The sequence below is a fragment of the Sphaerimonospora mesophila genome (genome assembly GCF_001417795.1).
Lineage (GTDB): Bacteria > Actinomycetota > Actinomycetes > Streptosporangiales > Streptosporangiaceae > Sphaerimonospora > Sphaerimonospora mesophila.
On sequence record NZ_BCBX01000031.1, the window covers coordinates 67,175 to 90,886 of the forward strand.

The window sequence follows — 23,712 nt, forward strand, 5'->3', positions numbered from 1 at the left end:
CGCTGGGCCTCCGGCTCGGCAAATTTCGATTATGAGACGAGACCGGCGTGCCGCGTGCGGCGGGACGGCCGCGCGACCGTGCCCGCCGTGGCAGGCACCAGGAGCGACACCCTTGCCAGGGTGACCCGGACCCGGCCCTTCCTCGGCGAGAGATGCGACGAGCGTCCTGATCCGCGGTCACGGGACGCCGAGGAGGCGCAGCAGGGCGGTGACACCCGCGGCCGTGAGGACGACCGGCAGGAACGGCGCCCGGCGCCAGGCGAGGACACCCCCGGCCAGCACCCCGGCCGGCCGGGCGACGCCCGCGAGGCCCTGCTCCTCGGTCAGTGCCATGGTCAGCGCCAGCGCGGCGAGCAGAACCACGGCTCCCATCTCCAGCAGCTTCTCCACCCGGGGCGGAAAATCGATCCGCGAGCGCAGCGCCGGGCCGGCGAGCCGGCAGGCGTACGTTCCGACGGCGAGCGCGAGCATCGAGCCGACCAGCGGCACGTTCACGGGGACGCCTCCTCGGGCCTGGCGACGAAGAGCACCGGCCCGGCCAGGGCCAGCAGTACGGGAAGCCCGGCGGGCAGGAACGGGGTGGCGAGCAGCGCGAGAACGGCCCCGGTCGCGGCGGCCCGCCGGGTCCTCCGGTCGCGGAGCGCGGGCAGGACCAGCGCCAGGATCACGGCGGGGAACATCGCGTCCAGACCGAGCGTGCCGGTGTCGGGGATGACCGTCCCGGCCAGGCCGTCGAGCCGGGGACCCACGCGGTGCTGGTCTCCGAGCATGTTGAGGCGGTCGCCGTTCAGGCAGTTCTCATGATCGTATCCTGCCGGTGGGTGATTGGCCAAGCGGTGCCGAGCGCGGCATGCTTCCTTCGAGATCCGAGGAGACCCCCGCCGCATGAGCGCCATCTACGACCAAGCCGACGGTGAGCGCATCGCCGTCGCCGACACCGGTGACTGCGTGAGCATCATCAACCACACCGGGAGGATCGTCGTCGCGAAGAAGGACACGCGACGACTCGCCGAGCGGGTCCTCGCGGCGGCGGGCAGGATGGCCGTCGTGCTGTTTCCGCCGTCCCTGCGGAAGGAGAGCCTGTCGGTCTCGTCCTCATCGGGTCGGTGGCGGGTCCGGGTCTCGCCGAAGAACGGCGCCCGCGTCCTCGTGGAGGTCGACCCGCAGGGCCTCGGCCCTGCTGAGGCCTACGAACTCGCGGCCGCCGTCGCGGTGGCCGGGCGGCACATCGGGGACGCCTCGCAGGCCGATCTGCGCATGACCGCGCGGATCCGGGAGGTCATCGAGGCGAATCAGGGCAGGGACGCGGAGGCGATCGCGGCCGAGATCGTCGCCCAGGTGCTGGACGGTCCGAAGCCGTGACGCCTCCGCGTCCCTGCCCTGAACGAACGGAACGCTTCACCCGGAATGCGCTTCAAACGAACGCGCTTTAGTCGGTGCCGGACTCCATCGCGGCGTGGTCGAGCAGCTCGTCGTCGCCCGGGACCTCGCCGCGGGAGGCGATCGTCTCGGCCCCGCCCTCGGGCATCGCGCCGATCAACTTGGTCGAGGCCGCCTCCGCGACGCTGATCAGGCTCTGGTGCTGGCTGCCGACCATCCCGAGCCTCGCGTACTGCTCCAGCTTGGCGCGAGAGTCGGCGATGTCGAGGTTGCGCATGGTCAGCTGGCCGATGCGGTCGACCGGACCGAAGGCGGAGTCCTCGGTCCGCTCCATCGAGAGCTTGTCGGGGTGGTAGCTGAACGCCGGTCCGGAGGTGTCCAGGATCGAGTAGTCCTCGCCGCGCCGCAGCCGCAGGGTCACCTTGCCGGTGACCGCCATTCCGACCCAGCGCTGCAGGGACTCGCGCAGCATCAGCGCCTGCGGGTCCAGCCAGCGGCCTTCGTACAGCAGCCGGCCCAGGCGGCGTCCCTCGCTGTGGTAGATGGCGAGGGTGTCCTCGTTGTGGATCGCGTTGACCAGCCGCTCGTACGCCGTGAACAGCAGTGCCATTCCCGGCGCCTCGTAGACGCCCCGGCTCTTGGCCTCGATGACCCGGTTCTCGATCTGGTCGGACATGCCCATGCCGTGCCGGCCGCCGATGGCGTTGGCCTCCAGCACCAGGTCGACGGCGGAGGCGAACTCCTTGCCGTTGATCGTCACCGGGCGTCCCCGCTCGAAGCCGATCGTCACGTCCTCGGCTGCCACCTCGACGGAGGGGTCCCAGAACCGCACACCCATGATCGGCTCGACGGTCTCGACGCCCGCGTCCAGGTGTTCGAGCGCCTTGGCCTCGTGGGTCGCGCCCCAGATGTTCGCGTCGGTGGAGTAGGCCTTCTCCGCGCTGTCCCGATATGGCAGACCGCGGGTGAGCAGCCACTCGGACATCTCCGCGCGACCGCCGAGCTCGCCGACGAACTCCGCGTCCAGCCACGGCTTGTAGATCCGCAGGGCAGGGTTGGCGAGCAGACCGTAACGGTAGAACCGCTCGATGTCGTTGCCCTTGAAGGTGGAGCCGTCCCCCCAGACCTGCACGTCGTCTTCGAGCATCGCGCGCACCAGCAGGGTGCCGGTGACGGCCCGCCCGAGGGGGGTGGTGTTGAAGTAGACGCGGCCGCCGGAGCGGATATGGAACGCCCCGCAGGCAAGGGCCGCGAGACCCTCCTCCACGAGGGCGGCCCGGCAGTCGACCAGACGGGCGATCTCCGCGCCGTAGGCGGTGGCCCGTCCGGGCACGGAGGCGATGTCGGGTTCGTCGTATTGGCCGACGTCGGCGGTGTAGGTGCAGGGGACTGCACCCTTCTCGCGCATCCACGCGACCGCGACCGAGGTGTCGAGGCCGCCTGAGAAGGCGATGCCGACACGTTCACCGACAGGTAGGGAGGTGAGCACCTTGGACACGAGTAAAAGTATATACAGGCGAGTACATAATCATGCAATGGCGGGGCGTGGTGTCGGAGTCGGCTCGGCGAGAATGCGGTCAAGGTAAACCCTACTTTCCAAGTAGGTAATATTGACTTTGCCCTCCCCTGGCCGTAACTTGATGACCATGAGCCAGTGCCTCTACCTGACCCGGCGCTGGCACGTGGACTTCGGCCACGTCGTCAGCGCGCAGTGTTGCTGTTGATCACGCACCCGTGACCGCCTCTCCGTGCCCCGCGGCGTTACGGCCGGGCCGGTCACGCCTGTCACCGTCCCTCGTGCCGTACGGCCATGCCCGCGCGAGCCGTCCGGGCTCCGCAGAGCCATGCCGTACGCCACGGGACACGGCATGTCCGCCTTTCCCAGTGAGGACTCATTTCCGTGATCAAAATCAGACATGCTCTGCCGCCCCTGCTGGCGCTGACCGCACTGGCCGCCTCGGCCGCGTGCGGCACGGCCGAGGCCGGGCCGGGCGGAGCCGAGACGACCGAGCTGCGTTACCAGGGCAGCGTCGGCGCGGTCACCTTCGCCGAGCTGGCCGAAGACCTCGGTTATCTCGACGGAGTCAGGCTCAGGTGGATCGGCAACACCACCTCGGGCCCGCAGGACATCCAGTCGGTCGCCACCGGCCAGACCGACGTCGGCGGCGCGTTCAACGGCGCGATCGTGAAGCTCAGGGCGGCCGGAGCGCCGATCAAGGCGCTGGTCGGCTACTACGGTTCCGACGCCAGGAGCTTCTCCGGCTACTACGTCACAGCCGACAGCCCGATCAGGACCGCCCGCGACCTCATCGGCAAGAAGATCGGCGTCAACACCCTCGGGGCACACCACGAGGCGGTGATCAAGGAGTATCTCAAGCGGGGCGGGCTGACCACGGAGGAGATCGACCAGGTCCAGCTCGTCGTCGTGCCGCCGGTCAACACCGAGCAGGCGCTCCGCCAGGGGCGGCTCGACGTCGGCACGCTGGGCGGCATCCTCAAGGACAAGGCGCTGGAACGCGGGGGCCTGCGGCCGCTGTTCGCCGACATCGACCTGTTCGGCCCGTTCACCGCCGGGTCCGTCGTCATGCGCGACGACTTCATCGCCCGCAACCCCGGCACGGTCAGGAAGTTCGTCACCGGCTTCGCCAAGGCCGTCGCCTGGACCCAGACCCACACCCGGGAGGAGGTCGTCGCGCGCTACGAACGGATCATCGCGGGGCGCGGCCGGGGCGAGGACGGCGAGGCCGTCACCTACTGGAAGAGCTCCGGCGTCGCCGGCCGCGGCGGGGTCATCGCGGCGGGCGAGTTCCAGACCTGGATCGACTGGCTGCTGCGCGAGGGCGACCTCCGGCCCGGCCAGGTGAAGCCCGCCGACCTCTACACCAACGAGTTCAACCCCTACGCCGACGGGAGCGGATCGTGACCATCACCCTCGACAGCCGGGCCGCCACGCGCACGAAGATCGGCATCCGGGAGGTGAGCCGGGTGTTCGACTCGCCGGACGGCGGGCCGCCGTTCGTCGCCATGGACGGGGTGACCCTCGACGTGCGGGAGGGCGAGTTCCTCACCCTGGTCGGCCCGAGCGGCTGCGGCAAGTCCACCCTCCTGGAGATGATCGCCGGTCTCACCTCGCCGAGCTCCGGGGAGATCGTCATCGACGGCACGCCGGTCACCGGGCCCGGCCTCGACCGGGGGATCGTCTTCCAGCAGTACGCGCTGTTCCCGTGGCGTACGGCGCTGAGCAACATCGAGTTCGGCCTGGAGGCGAAGGCCGTACCACGCCGGGAGCGCGCCGAGCTGGCCCGGCACTACCTCGACCTGGTCGGGCTGAGCGGATTCGAGCATCGCCACCCGCACGAGCTGTCGGGCGGCATGCGCCAGCGTGTCGCGATCGCGCGCAGCCTCGCCTTCGACCCCGACGTGCTGCTGATGGACGAGCCGTTCGCCGCGCTCGACGCCCAGACCCGGGAGTCGCTCCAGGAAGAGCTGCTGACCATCTGGGAGAAGACCGGAAAAACGGTCGTCTTCATCACGCACGGCATCGACGAGGCGCTCTACCTGGGCCAACGGGTCGCGGTGATGAGCTCGCGGCCCGGCCGCATCCTGACGACCGTCGAGACCCCGTTCGACTCGCGTGAGGGCGACCTGCGGGCCGATCCGACGTTCGGCGAGTACCGCCATCACCTGTGGACGCTGCTGCGTCCCGAGACCGCTGGCCCGACCGGCTCGGGCAGGCTCAGGGTGGTGACCCACGATGGCTGATCTCCGGATCGGCGCCGGACAGCGTACGGCGGGCCGTACGGGCACCGGCACCCTCGCCGTGATCACATCGGAAAGAACGGCCGGGACCACGACGGGAACGTCCTTCCGGAAGTCGGCGGGCAGATCTCTTCAGAAGGCGGCGGGAAAGGCGCTGCGCAACTCGGCGGCGATCGTCCTGCTGCTGGGGCTCTGGGAGGCGCTGCCCCGGCTCGGCGTCGTCGACCGGGTGTTCGTGCCGCCGATCTCGACCGATCTGGCCGCCTGGTGGGACCTGCTGGTCAGCGGCCGGCTGACCGAGCACTTCCAGGCGTCGCTGCTCCGGTCGCTGGCCGGATTCGGCCTGGCCATCGTGCTGGCCGTACCGCTCGGCCTGCTCATCGGGTGGTACCGGCCGCTGAACGACTTCCTCACCCCGGTCCTCGAGCTGTTCCGCAACACCTCGGCCGTGGCCCTGCTGCCGGTCTTCATCCTCATCTTCGGGCTGGGGGAGACCTCGAAGGTCGTCTTCGTGTTCTACGCCTGCTCCTGGCCGATCCTGCTCAACACGATCAGCGGGGTGCGCACCGTCGAGCCGCTGCTGATCAAGTCGGCCAGGTCGCTCGGGCTGGGCCCGATCCGGCTGTTCCGCAAGGTCGTCCTCCCCGCGGCCGTGCCCACGATCTTCACGGGTGTGCGGCTGGCCGGGGCGCACTCGATCCTGGTCCTGCTGTTCGCCGAGATGGTCGGCGCCAGGGCCGGTCTCGGCTACCTGATCAACGACGCGCAGGCCGGCTTCCGCATCCCCGACATGTACGCCGGGATCATCACGATCTCGCTGCTCGGCCTGCTGTTCAACCTGCTGCTGCTGGCGCTCCAGCGCCGCTTCTCCACCTGGAGGGTCTCCTGATGCCGTCCGTACGCAAACTGCACCTGAACGCCTTCCTGATGGGCGTCGGCCACCACGAGGCGGCCTGGCGTCATCCGCTCACGGAACCGTCCCGGCTGACCGACGTCCGGCACTACCAGGAGCTCGCCCGGATCGCCGAGCGCGGCCGGCTCGACTCGGTCTTCCTGGCCGACGGGCTCGCCCTGAAGGGGGAGGTGCGGCACAACGCCCTCGGCGGGCTCGAACCGCTCACCCTGCTCGCCGCGCTGGCGGCGGTCACCGAGCGCATCGGCCTGATCGCCACGGTCTCCACGACGTACAACGAGCCGTTCCACGTGGCCAGGAAGTTCGCCTCGCTGGACCACATCAGCGGCGGCCGGGCCGGCTGGAACATCGTCACCTCCGCCGGCGAGGCCGAGGCGCACAACTTCGGCGTCGAGCGCCCGGCGCACCGCGACCGCTACCGGCGGGCCGGCGAGTTCCTGGAGGTGGTCACCAAGCTCTGGGACAGCTGGGAGGACGACGCCGTGATCGGCGACCGCCGGGCCGGCGTCTACGCCGACACCGCCAAGATCCACCCGATCGAGCACGCGGGCGCCCACTTCGCGGTGCACGGCCCGCTGAACACCTCACGCCCCCCGCAGGGCCACCCGCTGCTCGTGCAGGCCGGCTCCTCCGAGGACGGCACGGAGTTCGCCGTTCGCCACGCCGAGGCGGTGTTCACCGCGCAGCAGACCCTGGAGGAGGCCCGGCGGTTCTACGCCGACATCAAGGGGCGTCTCGCGCGGTACGGCAGGTCTCCCGAGGAGCTGCTCGTCCTGCCCGGCATCTCACCGATCATCGGATCCACCGAACGCGAGGCGCTGCGGCTGGAAAAGGAGTTGGAGGACCTGATCGTCCCCGCCTACGGCCTCGCCCAGCTCTCCCAGCTGACCGGGATCCGGCTCACCGAGGACCAACTCGACGACCCGCTGCCCGACATCCCGGTGGAGACCGAGGGGGCGCAGAGCCGCCGCAGGCTCGTCATCGAGCTCGCCCGCCGGGAGCACCTGACCGTACGGCGGCTGCTCACGCGGCTGGCCGGCGGCCGCGGCCACCGCGTGGTGGCCGGCACGCCCGAGCAGATCGCCGACCAGTTGCAGGAGTGGTTCGAGGGCGGCGCGGCCGACGGCTTCAACGTCATGCCGCCGCTGCTGCCCAGTGGCCTGGCGGACTTCGTGGACCATGTCGTACCGGAACTGCAGATCAGGGGACTGTTCCGCATCGACTACGAGGGCCGCACGCTGCGCGACAACTACGGCCTGGCCCGCCCGGCCTCCCGCTACGCCGCTTCCGGCTCACCGTCGCAGGGGGAGCGGGACGGCGGGTCGCTCCCCCTGGCGGGGGCGGCGTGATGGGCGGATTCGTGACGCTGGTCGGCAATCCCCGGGCGGGCTCCAGAACGCGGGCGGCCGCGATCGAGACGGCACGGCAGGTCGCCGGCCTCACCGGTCTCGACACCTCCGGAGAGATCATCGACCTGGCGGCGTTCGGTCCGCACCTGCTCTCGCCCGTCCCCTCCGCCGTCGTGGAGGCGGCCCTGGAATTGGCGGCGGGCGCGTCGGTGCTGGTCGTCGCCTGCCCGACGTACAAGGCGAGCTATCCCGGGCTGCTCAAGGCGTTCCTGGACCGGCTCCCCCCGAACGCGCTGGCCGGCACCGTGGCGCTGCCGCTGATGGTGATGGGGGATCCGCGGCACGCCCTCGCGGTCGAGGTGCATCTGCGGCCCGTGCTCGTCGAACTCGGCGCCGCCGTACCCACCCCCGGGCTGGCGCTGCCGGAGAGCGAGCTGCCGAGCGGGCTGCCGGACGAGCCGCCGACGGGCGTGCTCACCCGCTGGGCCGCCCTGGTCGCCCCCCAGGTGACCGCCGCGCTGGGACGGGCGGTGCCGGCATGACCGAGATCCTTCCTGATCGCGCCCTTTCATCCCGGGGCGTACCGGATCGTGTCGTCACGGATCGGTACCACCGGGATCGGTGGATTCCGGACGGCGCGGTCCTGGACCGGGGCGTCCTCGACCGCGCCGTCGACCCGGCGGGCTTCCGCGGCGCCCTCGCCGAACACGCGGCGGGCGTGGTGATCGTCACCGCCCAGGTGGCCGGCGTGCCCTTCGGGCTGACCGCCACCTCGTTCTCCTCGGTCAGCCTTGAACCGCCGCTGGTCTGCTTCTTCGCCGGCCGGGCCTCCGGCACCTGGGCCGGGCTGCGGCGGGCCGACCAGTTCGCGGTCCACGTCCTGACCGGTGACCAGGTCGAGCTCGCGGCGAGGTTCGCGCGCAAGGGGGTCGACCGCTTCGCCGAGCCGACCCGCTGGCGGCCCGGACCGCTCGGCACGCCGCTGCTCGCGGACGTGGCGGCGCACCTGCTCTGCGTGCCGTACGGCACGGCCGGCATAGGCGATCACGTTCTCGTCGTCGGCCTGGTCACCGACGTGGACGTGCGCCCGGCGGCCCGCCCGCTGCTCTACCACCGCGGCCGCTTCGGGGAGTTCACACCCGGTCTCTGACCGTGGGTGACGGGCGCCGAGCGGACACCTGCTCCGGAGGGCTCGGCGCCCTGCCGCCGCCTCAGCTCGCGGCGGTGGCAGGGGTGAGCGGCGTGAACAGCGCGCCCAGGCGGGTGATGGCGGTGGGCACGATCCGGTAGTAGACCCATGTGCCGCGCCGCTCGCTCTCGATCAGCCCGGCGGTGCGCAGCACCTTCAGGTGATGGGAGATGGTGGGCGCGGTCAGGTCGAAGGCGTCGGTCAGGTCGCACACGCATGCCTCGCCGCCGGGGTGTGAGCCGATCATCGACAGCAGGCGCAGCCGTACCGGATCGGCGGCGGCCTTGAGCAGCACGGCCAGCTCGGCCGCGTCGTCCGGTGACAGTGGCTCACGCGTGATCGGCGCGCAGCATCGGCCGGTGGCGGCGGTCATGACCGAACCCCCTGATTAGAAGCTTGTCTAAAAATAATAGGCGATGGCGCCGCTCAGGGCGGCGATCCGCGCCTCCGTTGCCTCGCCCGGCCCCGCTGACGTGCGCTTTCGTCCGCCGATCCACGATCGGGCGATCTCGCGATGTGGACCGTTCCCGAGTTCCTTCCGATCGGCTCTTTTACAGCCCGTGACTGGATGATAGCTTTCCGTTGGCATCGGGCTTCCTTGAGGAAGGACTGACGATGACGGTGGAAACCGGTCAGGCGTCGATCGGGCAGGTGGCCGAGGAAGGGGCAGGGGAGGCGGCACGAACCACGGCATCAACCGGGGCATCAACCGGGGCAACGACCAAGGCATCGACGGGGACGTTAACCGGGGCATCGACCACGGCGCCGGCCGGGGGAGCGGCGGACGCGGCGACGACGGCGGGTGAGCCGGGGGAGGAGACGCCGGCCGAGGTGGCGGAGCGGATAAGGGTCCTGATCGACCGACGGCTCGCCCGGTTCCTCGACGAGCACGCGGCTCCGATCGCCGACCCCGACGTGTCGGCGGCCTACGGCTTCCTGCGGGACTTCATTCTCGGCGGCGGCAAGCGGGTCCGCCCCCTGCTGTGTTACTGGGGCTGGCGGGGCGCGGGTGGCGACGGCGACGACGATCAGATCATCTCCGTGGGGGCCGCACTCGAGCTGTGCCACTCGGGCCTGCTCATACACGACGACATCATGGACGGCAGCGAGCTGCGCCGGGGCCGGCCCACCATGCACCGCAGCCTCACCGGCCTGCACCGGCACCCGAGCCCGCACACGCATCCCGACGCACGGCCCCGCGAACCGGTCGGCGAGCCGGCGGCCCGCTCGTTCGGACTGGCGGCGGCCATTCTGCTGGGCACGCTCACGCTCGCCTGGTCCGACGAACTGCTGTCCGGCAGCGGGGCCGAGACCTTCAGGCTGCGGGCCGCCCGCGCCCTGTTCGACCGGCTGCGCACCGAGGTGATCGCCGGTCAGTACCTGGACATCCTCGCCCAGACCCGCGGGCCGGCCACGGTGGAGGAGGCGCTCACCGTGGTCCGGTACAAGACGGCGAAATACACCGTGGAACGTCCCCTGCAGATCGGCGGCGCACTGGCCGGGGCGCAGCCGTCGCTGCTCGACCTCTACTCCAGGTTCGGCCTGCCGCTGGGTGAGGCCTTCCAGCTCCGCGACGACGTGCTCGGCATGTTCGGCGACCCGGCCGAGACCGGCAAACCGGTGCTCGACGACCTCAGAGAGGGCAAGCACACGATCCTCATCGCCTACGCACGCAGGCACGCCTCCGAGGGTGAGGCGCGCCATCTGGCGACCTGGCACGGCAACCCGGAGCTGACCGGGGAACGCGCCGCCGAGCTACGGCAGATCGTGGTCGGCACCGGAGCACTGGCCCGCGTCGAGACGATGATCGACGAGCGGGTCGGTGAGGCGCTGCGCGTGCTCGCCGACGCACCGGTCGATCCGTACGTCAAGGAGGGGCTGGCCGGCCTGGCCGGCAGCCTCGTCAACCGCGTCCGGTGACCGTTCCCCACATACCGGATCCCCGGGTGTCCACCCGGATTCCCACGCATTCCCCCCGTGTACCCCCTCGTGTATTCGTACGGCACGTCAACGCAGAGGACAGGTGGTTCAGGTCATGACGGAGACGACAACCTCGAACGGGCAGCCGCAGCTGAGCCTCGGCACCGCCGCCGCGCGGAACCTGGCGACGACGACCAAGTCGGTGCCGCAGATGCAGGAGATCACCTCGCGGCACCTGCTGCGCGTGCTCCCCTGGATCCAGGTGCTGGGCGGCACCTACCGGGTCAACCGGCGGCTCAGCTACGCGCTCGGGGACGGGCGGATCACGTTCGTCTCCACCGGAGCCGACATCGGCGTCATCCCCGCCGAGCTGTGCGAGTTGCCCGCGCTGCGGGAGTTCGACGACATGGACACGCTGGAGGCCCTCGCCGCGAGGTTCACCCAGCGGGAGTTCGAGCCGGGCGACGTGCTGGCCACGGCGGGCATGCCGGCGGACCGGCTGATCCTGATCGCGCACGGCAAGGTCGACAAGATCGAGCCCGGTCCGTACGGCCAGGACGTCGTGACCGAGGTCCTGGCCGGCGGCGATCACATCGGCGGCCGGATGCTGACCGAGGAGACACCCGACTGGGACTTCACGGTGCGGGCCGCCACCGCCTGCACGGTGCTGGTCCTCTCCCACGGGGACTTCCAGGACGTCCTCGCGCAGTCGGACGAGCTGCGGGCGTACCTGGAGGACCGGCAGCGGGGCGGGGACCGGGCGGTCAACGCCCACGGCGAGGCGGCGATCGAGCTGGCGGCCGGGCATGAGGGGGAGGTGACGCTTCCGGGGACGTTCGTGGACTACGAGCCGGCCCCCCGGGAGTACGAGCTGAGCGTGGCGCAGACGGTGCTGCGGGTGCACACGCGGGTGGCGGACCTGTACAACGAGCCGATGAACCAGACCGAGCAGCAGCTGCGGCTGACGATCGAGGCGCTGCGCGAGCGGCAGGAGCACGAGCTGGTCAACAACCGCGAGTTCGGCCTGCTGCACAACGCCGACCCCGGCCAGCGCATCCACACCCGCTCGGGACCGCCCACGCCCGACGACATGGACGCGCTGCTCGCCAAGGTGTGGAAGGAGCCGAGCCACATCCTGGCGCACCCGAAGGCGATCGCCGCCTTCGCCCGTGAGTGCAACAGCCGGGGCCTGTACCCGCAGACCATCGACTACCACGGCAACCGGGTGCCGGCCTGGCGCGGCGTTCCGATCCTGCCCTGCAACAAGATCCCGGTGAGCGACCGCGGGCTGAGCTCGATCATGGCGATGCGGACCGGCGAGGCGAACCAGGGCGTCATCGGCCTGCACCGCACCGGGCTGCCGGACGAGTACCAGCCGGGGGTGTCCGTCCGGTTCATGGGGATCGACGACAAGGCGATCATCTCGTACCTGGTGACGATCTACTACTCGGCCGCCGTGCTGGTGCCGGACGCCCTCGGCCTGCTGGAGAGCGTCGAGATCGGCTAGGGAGACCGGGACGCGAGGACGAGCCGAGAGACGGAATATGCGACCCTTCGAACTACCCGACTTCTACGTGCCGCATCCGGCCAGGATCAACCCCCACCTGGAGGGCGCGCGCACCCACACGAAGGCCTGGGCGCGGGACATGGGCATGCTCGACCCCGGCCTGGGCGTCTGGGACGAGCGGCTTCTCGACGCCATGGACTACGGCCTGATGTGCGCCTACACCCACCCCGACGCCACCGCGCCCGAGCTTGACCTCATCACCGACTGGTACGTCTGGGTGTTCTTCTTCGACGACCACTTCCTGGAGATTTTCAAACGCAGCCGAGACATGGCGGGCGCCAAGGAGTACCTGGGCCGGCTCCCGTCCTTCATGCCCGTGCGGGACGACGGTACGGCCGTGCCGCCGGAACCGGCCAATCCGGTCGAGCGGGGCCTCGCCGACCTGTGGGCCCGCACCGTGCCGGGCATGTCGGCGGACTGGCGGGTCAGGTTCGCCGAGAGCACCGCCAACCTGCTGAACGAGTCCCTGTGGGAACTGGCGAACATCGACGCGGGGCGCGTCGCCAATCCCATGGAGTACATCGAGATGCGGCGGCGGGTCGGCGGCGCACCCTGGTCGGCGAACCTCGTGGAGCACGCGGTCGGGGCCGAGGTCCCGGCACGCGTCGCCGGGGCACGGCCGCTGCTGGTGCTCAGGGACGCCTTCTCCGACGCGGTCCACCTGCGCAACGATCTGTTCTCCTACCAGCGCGAGGTCGAGGAGGAGGGCGAGCTCAGCAACGGCGTGCTGGTGCTGGAGAGATTCCTCGGCCTGCCGACCCAGGAGGCGGCCGACGCGGTCAACGACCTGCTCACCTCGCGACTGCACCAGTTCGAGAACACGGTCGTCACCGAGCTGCCGCCGCTCTTCGAGGAGCACGGCCTCGACCCGGGAGAGCGCCTGGCCGTGCTCGCGTACGTCAAAGGACTGCAGGACTGGCAGTCGGGCGGCCACGAGTGGCACATGCGCTCCAGCCGCTACATGAACGACTCCGCCGAGGCCGGCTCCGGCTGGGTGCTCGGCGGCCCGACCGGGCTCGGCACCTCCTCCGCCCAGGTGCGGCTCGCCGCCGGTCTGCTCGGGCCTGGCGGGGTCAGGAGCTTCACCCACGTGCCGTACGAGCCGGTGGAACCGCTTCCGCATCCCCGGATCTTCCCGTCCGAGATGCGGCTCAGCCCGCACCTGGACCGGGCGCGCCGGGAGAGCCTGGAATGGGCGGAGCTGATGGGGTTCTACGACCCGGTGCCACAGGTGCCCGGGCCCGGTCTGTGGACGGCGGACAAGAACGCGGGGTTCGACTTCGCGCTCTGCTCTGCCGCGATCGACCCGGAGGTCTCCGCGGTGGAGCTGACGCTGTCGGCGCAGTGGCTCACCTGGGGCACGTACGGAGACGACTACTTTCCCGCCGTCTTCGGCCCGGTCGGCGGCAGGCCCGGCGACCTGGCCGGGGCGAGGGTGTGCCACGAGCGGCTGGGGGCGTTCATGCCGCTGGAGCCGGGGACCGAAGCGCCGCCGGATCCGGTCAACCCGGTGGAGCGCGCCCTCGGCGACCTGTGGGCCCGTACGGCGCCGACCATGCCGATCGACGACAGGCGGTCGTTCCGGGCGGCGGTGGAGAGCATGACGGAAAGCTGGCTGTGGGAGCTGGCCAACCACATGCAGAACCGCATCCCCGATCCGGTCGACTACATGGAGATGCGGCGCAGGACCTTCGGGAGCGACCTCACCCGGGCGCTCACGCGGCTCTCCCACGGCCTGCGGCTGCCCGAGGAGGTCTATCGGAGCCGCACGTTCCTCGGCCTGGAGAACGCAGCGGCCGACGTGGCGTTCCTGGTGAACGACATCGTGTCGTACCAGAAGGAGATCCAGTTCGAGGGGGAGCTGCACAACTGCGTCCTCGTCGTGCGGAGCTTCTTCGACTGCGACGTGCACCGCGCCGCGGAGATCGTCGTCGACCTGATGGAGTCGCGGCTGCGGCAGTTCGAGCACCTGGCCGCCGTCGAGCTGCCGGTGCTGTTCGACGACCACGATCTCGGCAGGGCGGACCGGGAGGCGCTGGAGGGCTACGTGACGGGCATGCGGACCTGGATGGCCGCCGTCCATCTGTGGCACGACCGGACCCGGCGCTACGACGAGTCGGAGCTGACGTATCCGCCGGGATCGGGGTGGACGCTCGGGGGCCTGGGCGGACCCGGCCTGCCGGGCGGCTCATGGGGGCGGGCCCACCCGGTCCATTCGATCGCGGGTGCGATGAGAAGGGCGGTGGTGTGAGCGATGACGGCACTCGGAGCCGGAGACGCCCAGCGGACGAGCCTCGGCACCACCGCGGCGCGGAGGCTGGCCACGACGGCCAAGTCGGCGCCGCAGAACCAGGAGATCACCTCCCGGCACCTGCTCCGGGTGCTCCCGTGGGTGGAGGCGGCCGGAGGCGCCTACCGGCTGAACCGGCGACGGACGTACCGGCGGCCCGGCGACGGCCGGACGCCCCGGACCGAGCAGACCGATCAGACGGAGCAGACCGATCAGGCAGACCGGGTCGATCGGGTCAACCGGTACGGCGAGGCGGCGATCGAGCTGGCGGCCGGGCACACGGGGGAGGTGACGCTGCCGAAGACGTTCGTGGACTACGATCCCGCGCCGCGGGAGTACGAGCTGAGTGTGGCGCAGACGGTGCTGCGGGTGCACACGCGGGTGGCGGATCTGTACAACGAGCCGATGAACCAGACCGAGCAGCAGCTGCGGCTGACGATCGAGGCGCTGCGCGAGCGGCAGGAGCACGAGCTGGTCAACAACCGCGAGTTCGGCCTGCTGCACAACGCCGACTCCCGTCAGCGCATCCGCACCCGGACCGGCGCGGGGCCGCCCACCCCGGACGACCTCGACGAACTGCTCTGCCGGCGCAGGAAGTCCCACTGCTTCCTGGCCCATCCGCGGGCGGTCGCCGCGTTCGCCAGGGAATGCAACAGGCGAGGCGTCTATCCGGACTCGGCGCGGGCGGGGACGGCCACGGTCATCGCCTGGCGCGGCGTGCCGATCCTGCCATGCGACAAGATTCCGATCACCGGTCGTGGCCTCAGCTCGATTCTCGTCATGCGACTGGGAGAGGACGACCAGGGGGTCATCGGCCTGCACCGCACCGGGCTGCCGGACGAGTATCAGCCGGGAGTGACCGTCCGGCTCACCGGAGTCGACGACAGGGCGATCGCCTCCTATCTCGTCACCCTCTACTATTCGGCGGCCGTTCTCGTGCCCGACGCGCTGGGCGTCCTCGACGGCGTCGACGTCACGTAGGTTTGAACGGTCATGACCATTGTGGCTCTGCCATAGCGGTCATCCCATACCGAACCTCGATATAAATCGCCGGATATCGCCACCTGTGGGGCTTTTTTAGATAATGTTCCATATTTCTGAGTTATAGAAATTTGGAGGGTATTCCGCAGGCGCTCTTGGTGCCAGCTTGGGGAGCGGCCCGTTTTTTCGGGCTTTTTCACCCCCCATGCAGAGGAGTCACCGAGAGTGAATCCCACGAAGAGGTCGGGTGCCGTCACGGTGCTGGCGGCGGTCGCCCTGGCCACCGCCTCGCTGACGGCGGTGCCCGCCGCCTCGGCGGCGCCGGACGCGGCCGCCGCCCGGGCAGCCCAGGAACCCACACCGCCGGCGTTCGCGCCGCCGGACGCGCAGCAGCGCAAGAACGCCATGGTGAACGCCGACAAGATCCTCGCCGCGGACGCGCCGGCGTTGCGTGCGTCGGCCGATGACGAGTTCCAGCTGGTACGGAGCATCTCCGGCACGCGTGGCCTGCAGTACCTGACCTACCAGCGCACCTACCAGGGCCTGCCGGTCTACGGCGGCGACGTGATCGTGTCCACCGACAAGACCGGCCAGGTCGTCGACACCGTCGTCACCGGCCAGCAGGCCACGGTGAACGTCGGTATCAAGGCCAAGGTCACCGCCGAGGCGGCGGCGCGCACGGCCCGCGCCGAGCTGGCCACCGCCGAGGAAACGAGCACCCCCGAACTGCTGGTGCACGCCACGACCAAGACGCCCCGCCTGGCGTGGGAGACCGTGGTCAAGGGCACCGGCAAGCAGAACGCCCCCAGCGTGCTGCACGTCTACGTCGACGCCCGCACCGGCAAGGTGATCGACTCCTGGGACGAGGTCCGCGCCGGCACCGGTAACGGCCACCTCAACGGCCAGGTGACCATCGACACCGGCCGCTCCGGCAGCTCCTACACCCTGGTCGACCCCAACCGGCCCGGCCTGCAGTGCGGCGGGCAGAACGGCGCCGCCTACACCAAGAGCACCGACACCTGGGGCAACGGCTCGGGCACCGACCTGGAGACCGCCTGCGTCGACGCGATGTACGCCGCGCAGAAGGAATGGAACATGCTGCGCGACTGGCTGGGCCGCAACGGCCACAGCGGCACGGGCCGTTCCTTCCCCATGCGAGTCGGCCTCAACGCGGTCAACGCCTACTGGTACGGCTCCTACACCGCCTTCGGCTACAACCAGGCCCGCACCAAGCAGCTGACCTCGATGGACGTCGTCGGCCACGAACTCGGCCACGCCATCTTCCAGTACTCCGGCTCCGGAAACGGCAGCGGCAACGAGGAAGGCGGCCTGAACGAGTCCACCGGCGACATCTTCGGCGCGCTGACCGAGCACTACGCCAACAACCCCGTCGACCCGCCGGACTACCTGGTCGGCGAGGCGATCAACCTCGCCGGCAGCGGCCCGATCCGCAACATGTACAACCCCGGCGCACTGGGCCACCCCAACTGCTACAGCTCGGCGATCCCCAGGACCGAGGTGCACGCGGCGGCCGGCCCGCAGAACCACTGGTTCTACCTGCTGGCCGAGGGCAGCAACGCCTCGCCCGCCAGCCCGACCTGCAACGGCTCGACCGTGACGGGCATCGGCATCCAGAAGGCCGGCCAGATCTTCATGGCCGGTCTCAACACCAAGACCGCCCCCTGGACCCACGCCAAGGCCCGCGTGGCCACCCTGCGCGCGGCAGTGTCGCTCTTCCCGGGCAGCTGCACTGAGTTCAACGCGGTCAAGGCGGCCTGGGACGCGGTCAGCGTCAACGCCCAATCCGGTGAGCCGACCTGTACGGTCCAGCCCGGCAACGACTACTCGCTGTCGGTGAGCCCGACCTCGGGTAACGTCCAGGCCGGTCAGTCGGCCACCACGACCGTCAACACCGTGGTCACCGGTGGCAGCGCCCAGTCGATCAACCTGAGCGCGAGCTCGCTGCCCAGCGGTGTGACCGCGTCGTTCAACCCGGCCACGATCACCGCGGGCCAGTCGTCCACGCTGACGCTGTCCACATCGTCGGGCACCCCGAGCGGCACCTACCAGGTCAAGGTCGTCGCCGACGGCGCCAACGTGGACCGCGAGGCGACGTACTCTCTCACGGTCAGCGGCGAGCAGCCGGACAACGACTTCTCCGTCTCGGTGAACCCGTCGTCGGTTTCCGTGGAGGCCGGCCAGACGGCCGGCGCGACGCTCAGCACCCAGGTGACCAGCGGTAGCGCACAGTCCGTGACGCTGTCCGCCTCGAACGCGCCCGCCGGGGTGACCGTGACGTTCAGCCCGGCCACGATCAACTCGGGGCAGACGTCCACGGTGACGATCGCCACGTCCTCGACCACCCCGACGGGGACCTACACGATCAACCTCAACGCGGCCGGCGCCTCGGCCGCCCATTCGGCGGCGTTCTCGCTGACCGTCGGCGGTGGCGGCGGGGAGACCACCTGGTCGACCTGGACCGCGTACAACGCGGGCGACATCGTCACCTATGACGGCGTGCGCTACCGGTGCCTCCAGTCGCACACATCGCTGCCCGGTTGGGAGCCGCCGATCGTTCCCGCCCTCTGGCAGCGACTCTGACAGCGCCTCTATCAGCGGCTCTGACAGAGGCTCTGTGATCTGACAGGGGCGGGCGGCCATCCGGGGGGCCGCCCGCCCCTCGTCGTCGGACGGGGCGGCGAGGCGGCGAGGCGGCCCTTCCGTACGCCCTTCCGTACGCCCGGACGACCGGCCGTACGGCCGTACGGCTGGAAGACTGACGACCATACGCACGGAAGAACTTAACCACCTTTACGTCACATCACGTGATTTTTGCATTACTCCCTTGTTGCACATTGGTGTACGGAAGCTCGCCGACTCTGCCGCCGGGCGCCTCTGCTGCGTCGGACCGGTGTGCTCGGGAGGACCACGTTGCGTACATGGCACCGCTGCTCCATCCGCACTCGCCTGACCGTGCTGGCGTGCACGATCATGACCCTGGTCTGCACCGTCATCACGCTCCTCGTCATCGGGGGTGTCCGCGCGGAGGCGATACGCTCCCAGCAGGAGGACATGGCCGCCCAGGTGGGCCGCATCGTGGACGGGGTCTCCCGCCAGGCTCCTCCGCCCGCTCTGCCGGAGGCGCCCGACTCGGCGGTCCAGCTCTTCAGCCCCGCACGGGAGCTGGTGGCGGCGACCCGCAACGCGGCGGGCATGCCGCCGATGGTGAGTCTCGACCCCGAGCCGGCCGATTACACCATGCACGAGGTCTGCGATCTGCCCGCCTTCCCCGGCCGGTGCGCGCTGCTGTTCGACCGTCCGGTCCGCCTCCCCGAGGGGACCTGGCGGCTGTACATGGCCGCTCCCCGGCCCCCGCCGTACGGCAGCACGGCCCTGCTCGGCGGGCTCGTCGCGGGTTCGCTCCTGGCCGTCACGGCGACCGCGTTCGGCACCTACTACACCGTGAGCAGGACGCTCCGACCGGTGAAGACCATCAGAGGAGAGCTCGCCGAGATCACCGAGAGCGATCTGGACAGGCGGGTGCCGGTGCCGAAGTACGAGGACGAGCTCAAAGACCTCTCCCAGACGATCAACGAGACGCTGGAACGGGCGCAGACGGCGGTCGACCAGCAGCTCAGGTTCGCCTCGGACGCCTCGCACGACCTGCGCAGCCCGTTGACGGCCATGCACGTGGAGATCGAGGAGGCGCTCGCGCATCCAGCGGACACGGACTGGCCGCGCATGGGAAGGGCGGTGCTGGCCAGCGTGGAGCGGCTGCAGGACCTGGTCTCCGATCTACTGCAGATCTCCCGGCTGGACGCGGGAGCCTGCGGGCGGCGCGAACCCGTCGACCTGGCCGAGCTGGTGCGGGAGGAGCTGGACCGGCGGCCGCGCGATGTCGAGCTGCTTCGGCGGCTCACCCCCGGTACGACGATCGACGGCGACCGGATCGGGCTGACCCGGTTGCTGATCAATCTCCTGGACAACGCGGAACGCCACGCCAGATCCACCGTGGCGGTCACGGTCGAGCCCCGGCCGGGCGCCGCCGTGCTCGAGGTCGCCGACGACGGAGAGGGCGTTCCGCCCGACATGCGGGAGGTCGTCTTCCAGCGCTTCGCCCGCCTGGACGCGGCCCGTGCCAAGGACGTCGGCGGCACCGGTCTGGGCCTGCCGATCGCCAGGCAGATCGCCGAGGTCCACGGTGGCACCCTCACGATCGAGGACGGCCCGGCCGGAGGGGCGAGATTCATCCTGCGCATCCCCCGGCCGGTGTCTTGAACGTTCTCCGCCCGTGGCCCATCGGCCGGCCGGGCGGCGGGGGACTACGCGTGGACGTGCGTGATCATGCGTGCGGGCCTGGCGTTTCGACGAGCGGTCGCCTCGACCGACAGGGACCGCAGATAGCGGAACGTGGGTGTCTCCTGGGCGCCGTGCATGGTGAGGTAGACGAGCAGCTCGAACAGAACGCTGTCGTAATGGACGTCGGGTTGCGCCTTGCCGTAGCCGAATCGCTCTCCCAGATATTTCCGGATGTTCTCCGAGAGGACCTTGCTCCGGTCCGCCTCCAGCTTGGCCACCGCCCTTCCGTAGTTGGCGTCGGCGATGTCCTGCTGCTGCCGGATCGACTCGCCGATCGCGTCGTCGTCCGCAGCGGCTCGGTCGATGTGGAAGTTACGGCCGTACAGGCCGTCGATCGGCGGCTTCTCGTAGTGCTGATCGCAGATCACATGCATGACCTCGTGCAGCAGAGCGGCGCTACGGAAGGTGCGGGGGTCGGCGTGCCCGCTGCCCAGCGTCGCCGTCGGATCGTAGGTGATCTTGGGGCCCTGGCTGGAGAAATGCACCCGTCCGGCCTCTCCGTTGGCGTCCTTCTCGAAGGTGATGCCGGGAATGGCCAGGCTCACCTGGTCGAGCAGCTCCGCCAGGTGCTCGTCGATCTCGTCGTCATCGGGAAGTCGCGCGCCGGCGGCGTCGTCGACGAGCCTGTCGATGGCGAGACGGCGGAGTGGGAACACTTCATTACTGGGACGGGTCATCTCGGCTCCGATTTCGTGGTCGTGCTGCTGGACGGGGTCCTCTCGATTTCGGCTGCACGGGTCTCGCCCGTGATCGAGCGGGTACGGCCTACGTCATCGTACGGCTACGCCTTGTGATGAGATGGATACATTAATCAGGCGTGCGGTAGCGGAAACGTCACAGCGGTCCGGCGTTTCATATGAGCCGAATCGAGGTGGGTGAGCCCCATTCCGCCCGCCTTCTGTCATGTAGATCAGCGCAGGGTGACGGTGACGCCGCCGGAAAGGAGCGAGTCGTGTAGACGCCGAGCATTAGAGCATGATGTGAACTGAGAACATAGGTTAGATTCTGGAGACTTGGTCTCGCAGGGAGAGGATGACGCTGAGCGCGGCGGCTCCGTCGAGCAGTGCTCTGGAGCGTGCCGCGATGTCGGCGTCTCTGGCGGCCAGCGCGGCGGCGACGTCGTCAGACCGGCGGGCGCGCCGCAGCTCCGGGAGGAGGGCGCGAAGGGGCGCGATGCGGGCATCCCGGACCTGGGCCGGCGTGTATCGGCGCGTTCCCCGGTCGCGGTCGGGGACCACGAGGCCTTCGGCGTCCCAGTGCCGCAACGTCGAGGGGCGGACGCCGAGGGCGGTCGCGAGTTCGGAGACGCTCATCGAGTCCGACGCGCGTACGGCTCCGATCGGCTCGCCGGAGATCGCCTGGGCGGCCTCCCCGGCCTGCCTCAGTTCCGTGCGCTCCGCGTCGAGCCGGGCGTGCGCCGCGTCCAGGAGGGCGAGCACCACCTGCGAGGCGGGGAACAGGTGCGCGGCCCGCACGATCTTCTTGGCCTCGACCGGACCCGCGCCCGCCGCGAGTGCTCGGTAGGCCAGCGCCGACTGCAGATGTATCTCCCCGTAGATCCGGTAGCCCCTGGCCGTGCGTGCCGCCGGTGGAAGCACACCGTCGCGCTCCAGATCGCGCACCTGTTGAACGGAGCACCCCGCCCGCCGCGCGACGTCGACGGTGCGCAAACCCCTCGATTTGAGACCTGACATCCTGAAGCCCCTCGGTTTCCGCGGCGAAGTCTCCACAAGCACTTCAATGTGACGCTGGAGCACATGACCATAGAGGAGATCATCGGCTTCGTGGACGGCCTCGACGGCGTCCTGACCTTCAGACCGGCACCCGGCGACGGCTCGCCGGAGATCAGCTGGGGCGACACGTTCTTCTACTACGCGCCCGACGGGGTCATGCCCACGGCGACGCAGCCGTTCGCGACGATCGTGACCAAGGACTATCCCGGTGACGAGGCATCGCGTCTGGACCGTACGGACGCCTTCCGCGTGAACATCTCCGCCGGGCGGGAGGCGTTCCTCCGGTGGACCGGTCACGCGCCACGCGAACCGGCCCCCGCCGAGGTCGACCCCGGCGCCTCCGACACCGTGATCGCGCACCCCGTCTACGGAGGCCTCGGCTGGCTGGCGGTGGTGAACCCGGGCCCACGTACGGAATCGGCGACCCGTGAACTGCTGCGTACGGCCCATCGTCTCGCACGCTCACGCTACGAGCGACGCGCCGAATCGAAGGCGTGACCGAGCGCGGCCGACATCGACGGCGCGCCCTTCGCCCGGCCGGGCGGCCGTCGGCGTGCTGCGTCCCCTGGTGGAGCGTGGCCTGAACTCGTAACGCCTGTCGCGGGGTTCGACGATCTACAAGTGCGGGACCGAGAGCCCGACCGGCGTGATCGTCGAACCGGCGGGGGAGCGACGAGATCAGGCGAGGCGAGCGTGACCACTCCGAGCCCTCGGACGGTTCGGCACGGCGAGGCGACGGCGCGGGCGGCCGCCTGGCTCGGCCACCCGGTGACGATGGCGGCCATCGGCCTGCTCATCGTCAACGATCACCTGTTCAAGCGGCTGTGGCCGGGAGCGGTCACCGGAAAGCTCAGCGATTTCGCCGGGATGCTGGTCGCGCCTGCGCTGCTGGCGTTGCCGTTCGCGTCGGCGATCCGCATTGCGGAAGCGGCGGCCCGTGCCGTACGCCGGCCTTCCGACCCACGCGAGAAGCCTTCGGGGGAGTGGACCGCGGTGGCGGCGATCCTGCTGACCGGGGCGCTCTTCACACTGGTGAAGACGACGGCGGCCGGAGCCGAGACGGCCACCGCCGTGTGGGGCCTGTTCACGCCACCCGCCCAGGTGATCGCCGACCCGACCGACCTGGTCGCGCTGCCGTTCCTGGCCGTGGCCTGGCTGGTCCGGCGTCGTGTCGCCGGCGGCCCCGCGGCGGAGCGGGCGGCCCGGCGGGCCCGGACCATGGTCGTCCTGCCCGCCGCGGTGTTCGCGGTGACCGCCACCTCCCCCATGCTCCCCGCGTCGTCGGCCGGACACGTGGAGGTGCACGACTCGGCGATCGTGGTGTTCTCCGGCGTCAGCGGGGAAGGGGGCGCCGCCCTCGCGACGAGCGACCAGGGTCGGTCGTGGCGCACGTGGCAGGGCGCGCCGTCGGGGCGGCCGCGGACCGCCGCCTGCGTGCCCGACGAGCCGCGGCGCTGCTATCGCGTCGTCCCGGGGCGGCTGAAGGTCGAGGAGTCGGCCGACGGCGGAGCCTCCTGGTCGACCGCGTGGGAGATCTCCCCGGGACGGCAGCGGCTGCTGGACCGGCACTATGAGAACCCGGACCCGCAGGGCCGGCCGTCCGATCCTGCCGCTTCGGTGGCCGTGACGATCCTGCCCGTGCCGGGCGGCCACCTTGTGGCGGTCGCCAACGGAACGGACGGGGTGGTGCTGCGCGACGCCGCCGGGGGGTGGCACCGGCTCGGCTTCGCCGGGGACGGGCGGGGCCTGTCCGAGCAGGCGGCGGTGCCGCTCGCCGGCTTCGGCGAGGCGATCAGCGGGGAGACCGGGGTGGCCGCTCTGGCGGCGCTCATCGTGCTGCTCGTCGTCCTCTGGCTCGCCGGGGCGGCTCGCCGCTCACCGGCCTGGTTCGCGTTCTCCGGCGTGACGCTGTGGCTCGGCGCGCTGCTCATCGTGATGAGCAGGAAAGACATCGGGGACGCGGTCTCCATGGGCATCGGCGCCTCGCTGGTGCTGCTCGGCGGTGCGGCCGTGCTGATCGTCACGGTGTCGAGCCGCCCGCTGCGGGGTGTGCGCGCCCTCGTCGCGGTGCCGTTGACGTTCGCCGCCGTCTACCTGCCGTTCCTGGGCTGGAGCGGCGGATGGCCGGACACGTACGGCGTCGCCGTACTGCTCGCGATCGCCCTGTGCGCCGTGGTCGTCGCCCTGGCCGTTCGCACGATGAAACGGGCCTGACCGGCCCGCATCGGTCACGGCCCCGCTGTCCCCTTTCGTCCCATTTGGGGTTTATGGG

At 70.5% G+C, this 23,712-nt stretch carries 21 protein-coding genes; 15 read left to right on the plus strand and 6 right to left on the minus strand.

Annotated features, from left to right (window positions below; translation table 11 throughout):
- Nucleotides 1-177: 177 nt before the first annotated feature.
- On the minus strand, nt 178-495 hold the full coding sequence (locus AP234_RS04640) for an AzlD domain-containing protein (RefSeq protein WP_235557963.1): 318 nt from the start codon (nt 493-495) through the stop codon (nt 178-180).
- The gene (locus AP234_RS04645; protein WP_200926229.1) at nt 492-770 is read right to left on the minus strand and encodes a hypothetical protein; all 279 of its coding nucleotides are present in this window, start codon (nt 768-770) and stop codon (nt 492-494) included. Before AP234_RS04645 ends, AP234_RS04640 begins: the two co-directional genes overlap by 4 nt.
- Before the next feature lie 115 nt (nt 771-885).
- Between AP234_RS04645 and AP234_RS04650 the strand changes: the two genes are divergently transcribed.
- The gene (locus tag AP234_RS04650) at nt 886-1,362 is read left to right on the plus strand and encodes a hypothetical protein (RefSeq protein ID WP_055478307.1); all 477 of its coding nucleotides are present in this window, start codon (nt 886-888) and stop codon (nt 1,360-1,362) included.
- Nucleotides 1,363-1,429: 67 nt separating this feature from the next.
- Here the strand turns inward: AP234_RS04650 and argG are convergent, their stop codons facing one another.
- Nucleotides 1,430-2,878: an argininosuccinate synthase gene (gene argG, locus AP234_RS04655; RefSeq protein WP_055478308.1), complete on the minus strand. Its 1,449-nt coding sequence runs from the start codon at nt 2,876-2,878 to the stop codon at nt 1,430-1,432.
- A gap of 402 nt (nt 2,879-3,280) precedes the next feature.
- Between argG and AP234_RS04660 the strand changes: the two genes are divergently transcribed.
- The 6 genes from AP234_RS04660 to AP234_RS04685 are packed head-to-tail and all read left to right on the plus strand — an operon-like array spanning nt 3,281 to nt 8,551.
- Nucleotides 3,281-4,303, plus strand: coding sequence for an ABC transporter substrate-binding protein (locus AP234_RS04660; RefSeq protein WP_055478309.1), 1,023 nt, complete (start codon nt 3,281-3,283; stop codon nt 4,301-4,303).
- 38 nt (nt 4,304-4,341) lie between these two features.
- Nucleotides 4,342-5,142: an ABC transporter ATP-binding protein gene (locus AP234_RS04665; protein WP_055478801.1), complete on the plus strand. Its 801-nt coding sequence runs from the start codon at nt 4,342-4,344 to the stop codon at nt 5,140-5,142.
- Nucleotides 5,135-6,028: an ABC transporter permease gene (locus tag AP234_RS04670; protein ID WP_083501791.1), complete on the plus strand. Its 894-nt coding sequence runs from the start codon at nt 5,135-5,137 to the stop codon at nt 6,026-6,028. The genes AP234_RS04665 and AP234_RS04670 overlap by 8 nt, the downstream gene beginning before the upstream one ends.
- On the plus strand, nt 6,028-7,401 hold the full coding sequence (locus AP234_RS04675; protein ID WP_055478310.1) for an LLM class flavin-dependent oxidoreductase: 1,374 nt from the start codon (nt 6,028-6,030) through the stop codon (nt 7,399-7,401). The genes AP234_RS04670 and AP234_RS04675 overlap by 1 nt, the downstream gene beginning before the upstream one ends.
- The gene (locus AP234_RS04680; RefSeq protein WP_055478311.1) at nt 7,401-7,943 is read left to right on the plus strand and encodes an NADPH-dependent FMN reductase; all 543 of its coding nucleotides are present in this window, start codon (nt 7,401-7,403) and stop codon (nt 7,941-7,943) included. The genes AP234_RS04675 and AP234_RS04680 overlap by 1 nt, the downstream gene beginning before the upstream one ends.
- On the plus strand, nt 7,940-8,551 hold the full coding sequence (locus AP234_RS04685; protein WP_083501792.1) for a flavin reductase family protein: 612 nt from the start codon (nt 7,940-7,942) through the stop codon (nt 8,549-8,551). The genes AP234_RS04680 and AP234_RS04685 overlap by 4 nt, the downstream gene beginning before the upstream one ends.
- A gap of 61 nt (nt 8,552-8,612) precedes the next feature.
- Here the strand turns inward: AP234_RS04685 and AP234_RS04690 are convergent, their stop codons facing one another.
- Entirely contained in the window at nt 8,613-8,963 is a 351-nt protein-coding gene (locus AP234_RS04690) for a metalloregulator ArsR/SmtB family transcription factor (RefSeq protein WP_055478312.1), read from the minus strand.
- Between the two features lie 242 nt (nt 8,964-9,205).
- Here AP234_RS04690 and AP234_RS04695 point away from each other — a divergent pair, with 242 nt between their 5' ends.
- From AP234_RS04695 to AP234_RS04720, 6 genes are all read left to right on the plus strand, one after another.
- Complete coding sequence (locus AP234_RS04695; protein ID WP_083501793.1) at nt 9,206-10,510, plus strand: polyprenyl synthetase family protein; 1,305 nt, start codon at nt 9,206-9,208, stop codon at nt 10,508-10,510.
- 115 nt (nt 10,511-10,625) lie between these two features.
- Nucleotides 10,626-12,017, plus strand: a complete 1,392-nt coding sequence (locus tag AP234_RS04700) for a family 2B encapsulin nanocompartment shell protein (protein WP_055478314.1) — start codon at nt 10,626-10,628, stop codon at nt 12,015-12,017.
- Nucleotides 12,018-12,054: 37 nt separating this feature from the next.
- Nucleotides 12,055-14,328, plus strand: coding sequence for a terpene synthase family protein (locus AP234_RS04705; protein WP_055478315.1), 2,274 nt, complete (start codon nt 12,055-12,057; stop codon nt 14,326-14,328).
- 3 nt (nt 14,329-14,331) lie between these two features.
- Nucleotides 14,332-15,348: a family 2B encapsulin nanocompartment shell protein gene (locus tag AP234_RS04710; protein WP_055478316.1), complete on the plus strand. Its 1,017-nt coding sequence runs from the start codon at nt 14,332-14,334 to the stop codon at nt 15,346-15,348.
- A gap of 225 nt (nt 15,349-15,573) precedes the next feature.
- Entirely contained in the window at nt 15,574-17,949 is a 2,376-nt protein-coding gene (locus AP234_RS04715; RefSeq protein WP_055478317.1) for a M4 family metallopeptidase, read from the plus strand.
- Nucleotides 17,950-18,279: 330 nt separating this feature from the next.
- Complete coding sequence (locus AP234_RS04720) at nt 18,280-19,626, plus strand: sensor histidine kinase (protein ID WP_055478318.1); 1,347 nt, start codon at nt 18,280-18,282, stop codon at nt 19,624-19,626.
- Between the two features lie 44 nt (nt 19,627-19,670).
- Here the strand turns inward: AP234_RS04720 and AP234_RS04725 are convergent, their stop codons facing one another.
- The gene (locus tag AP234_RS04725) at nt 19,671-20,384 is read right to left on the minus strand and encodes a hypothetical protein (protein WP_152990251.1); all 714 of its coding nucleotides are present in this window, start codon (nt 20,382-20,384) and stop codon (nt 19,671-19,673) included.
- Between the two features lie 321 nt (nt 20,385-20,705).
- Nucleotides 20,706-21,377, minus strand: coding sequence for a MerR family transcriptional regulator (locus AP234_RS04730; RefSeq protein ID WP_235557964.1), 672 nt, complete (start codon nt 21,375-21,377; stop codon nt 20,706-20,708).
- Between the two features lie 87 nt (nt 21,378-21,464).
- Here AP234_RS04730 and AP234_RS04735 point away from each other — a divergent pair, with 87 nt between their 5' ends.
- Both AP234_RS04735 and AP234_RS04740 read left to right on the plus strand, forming a co-directional pair.
- On the plus strand, nt 21,465-21,938 hold the full coding sequence (locus tag AP234_RS04735) for a DUF6194 family protein (protein WP_055478321.1): 474 nt from the start codon (nt 21,465-21,467) through the stop codon (nt 21,936-21,938).
- Nucleotides 21,939-22,133: 195 nt separating this feature from the next.
- Entirely contained in the window at nt 22,134-23,654 is a 1,521-nt protein-coding gene (locus AP234_RS04740) for a hypothetical protein (protein ID WP_055478322.1), read from the plus strand.
- The last annotated feature ends 58 nt before the right edge of the window (nt 23,655-23,712 follow it).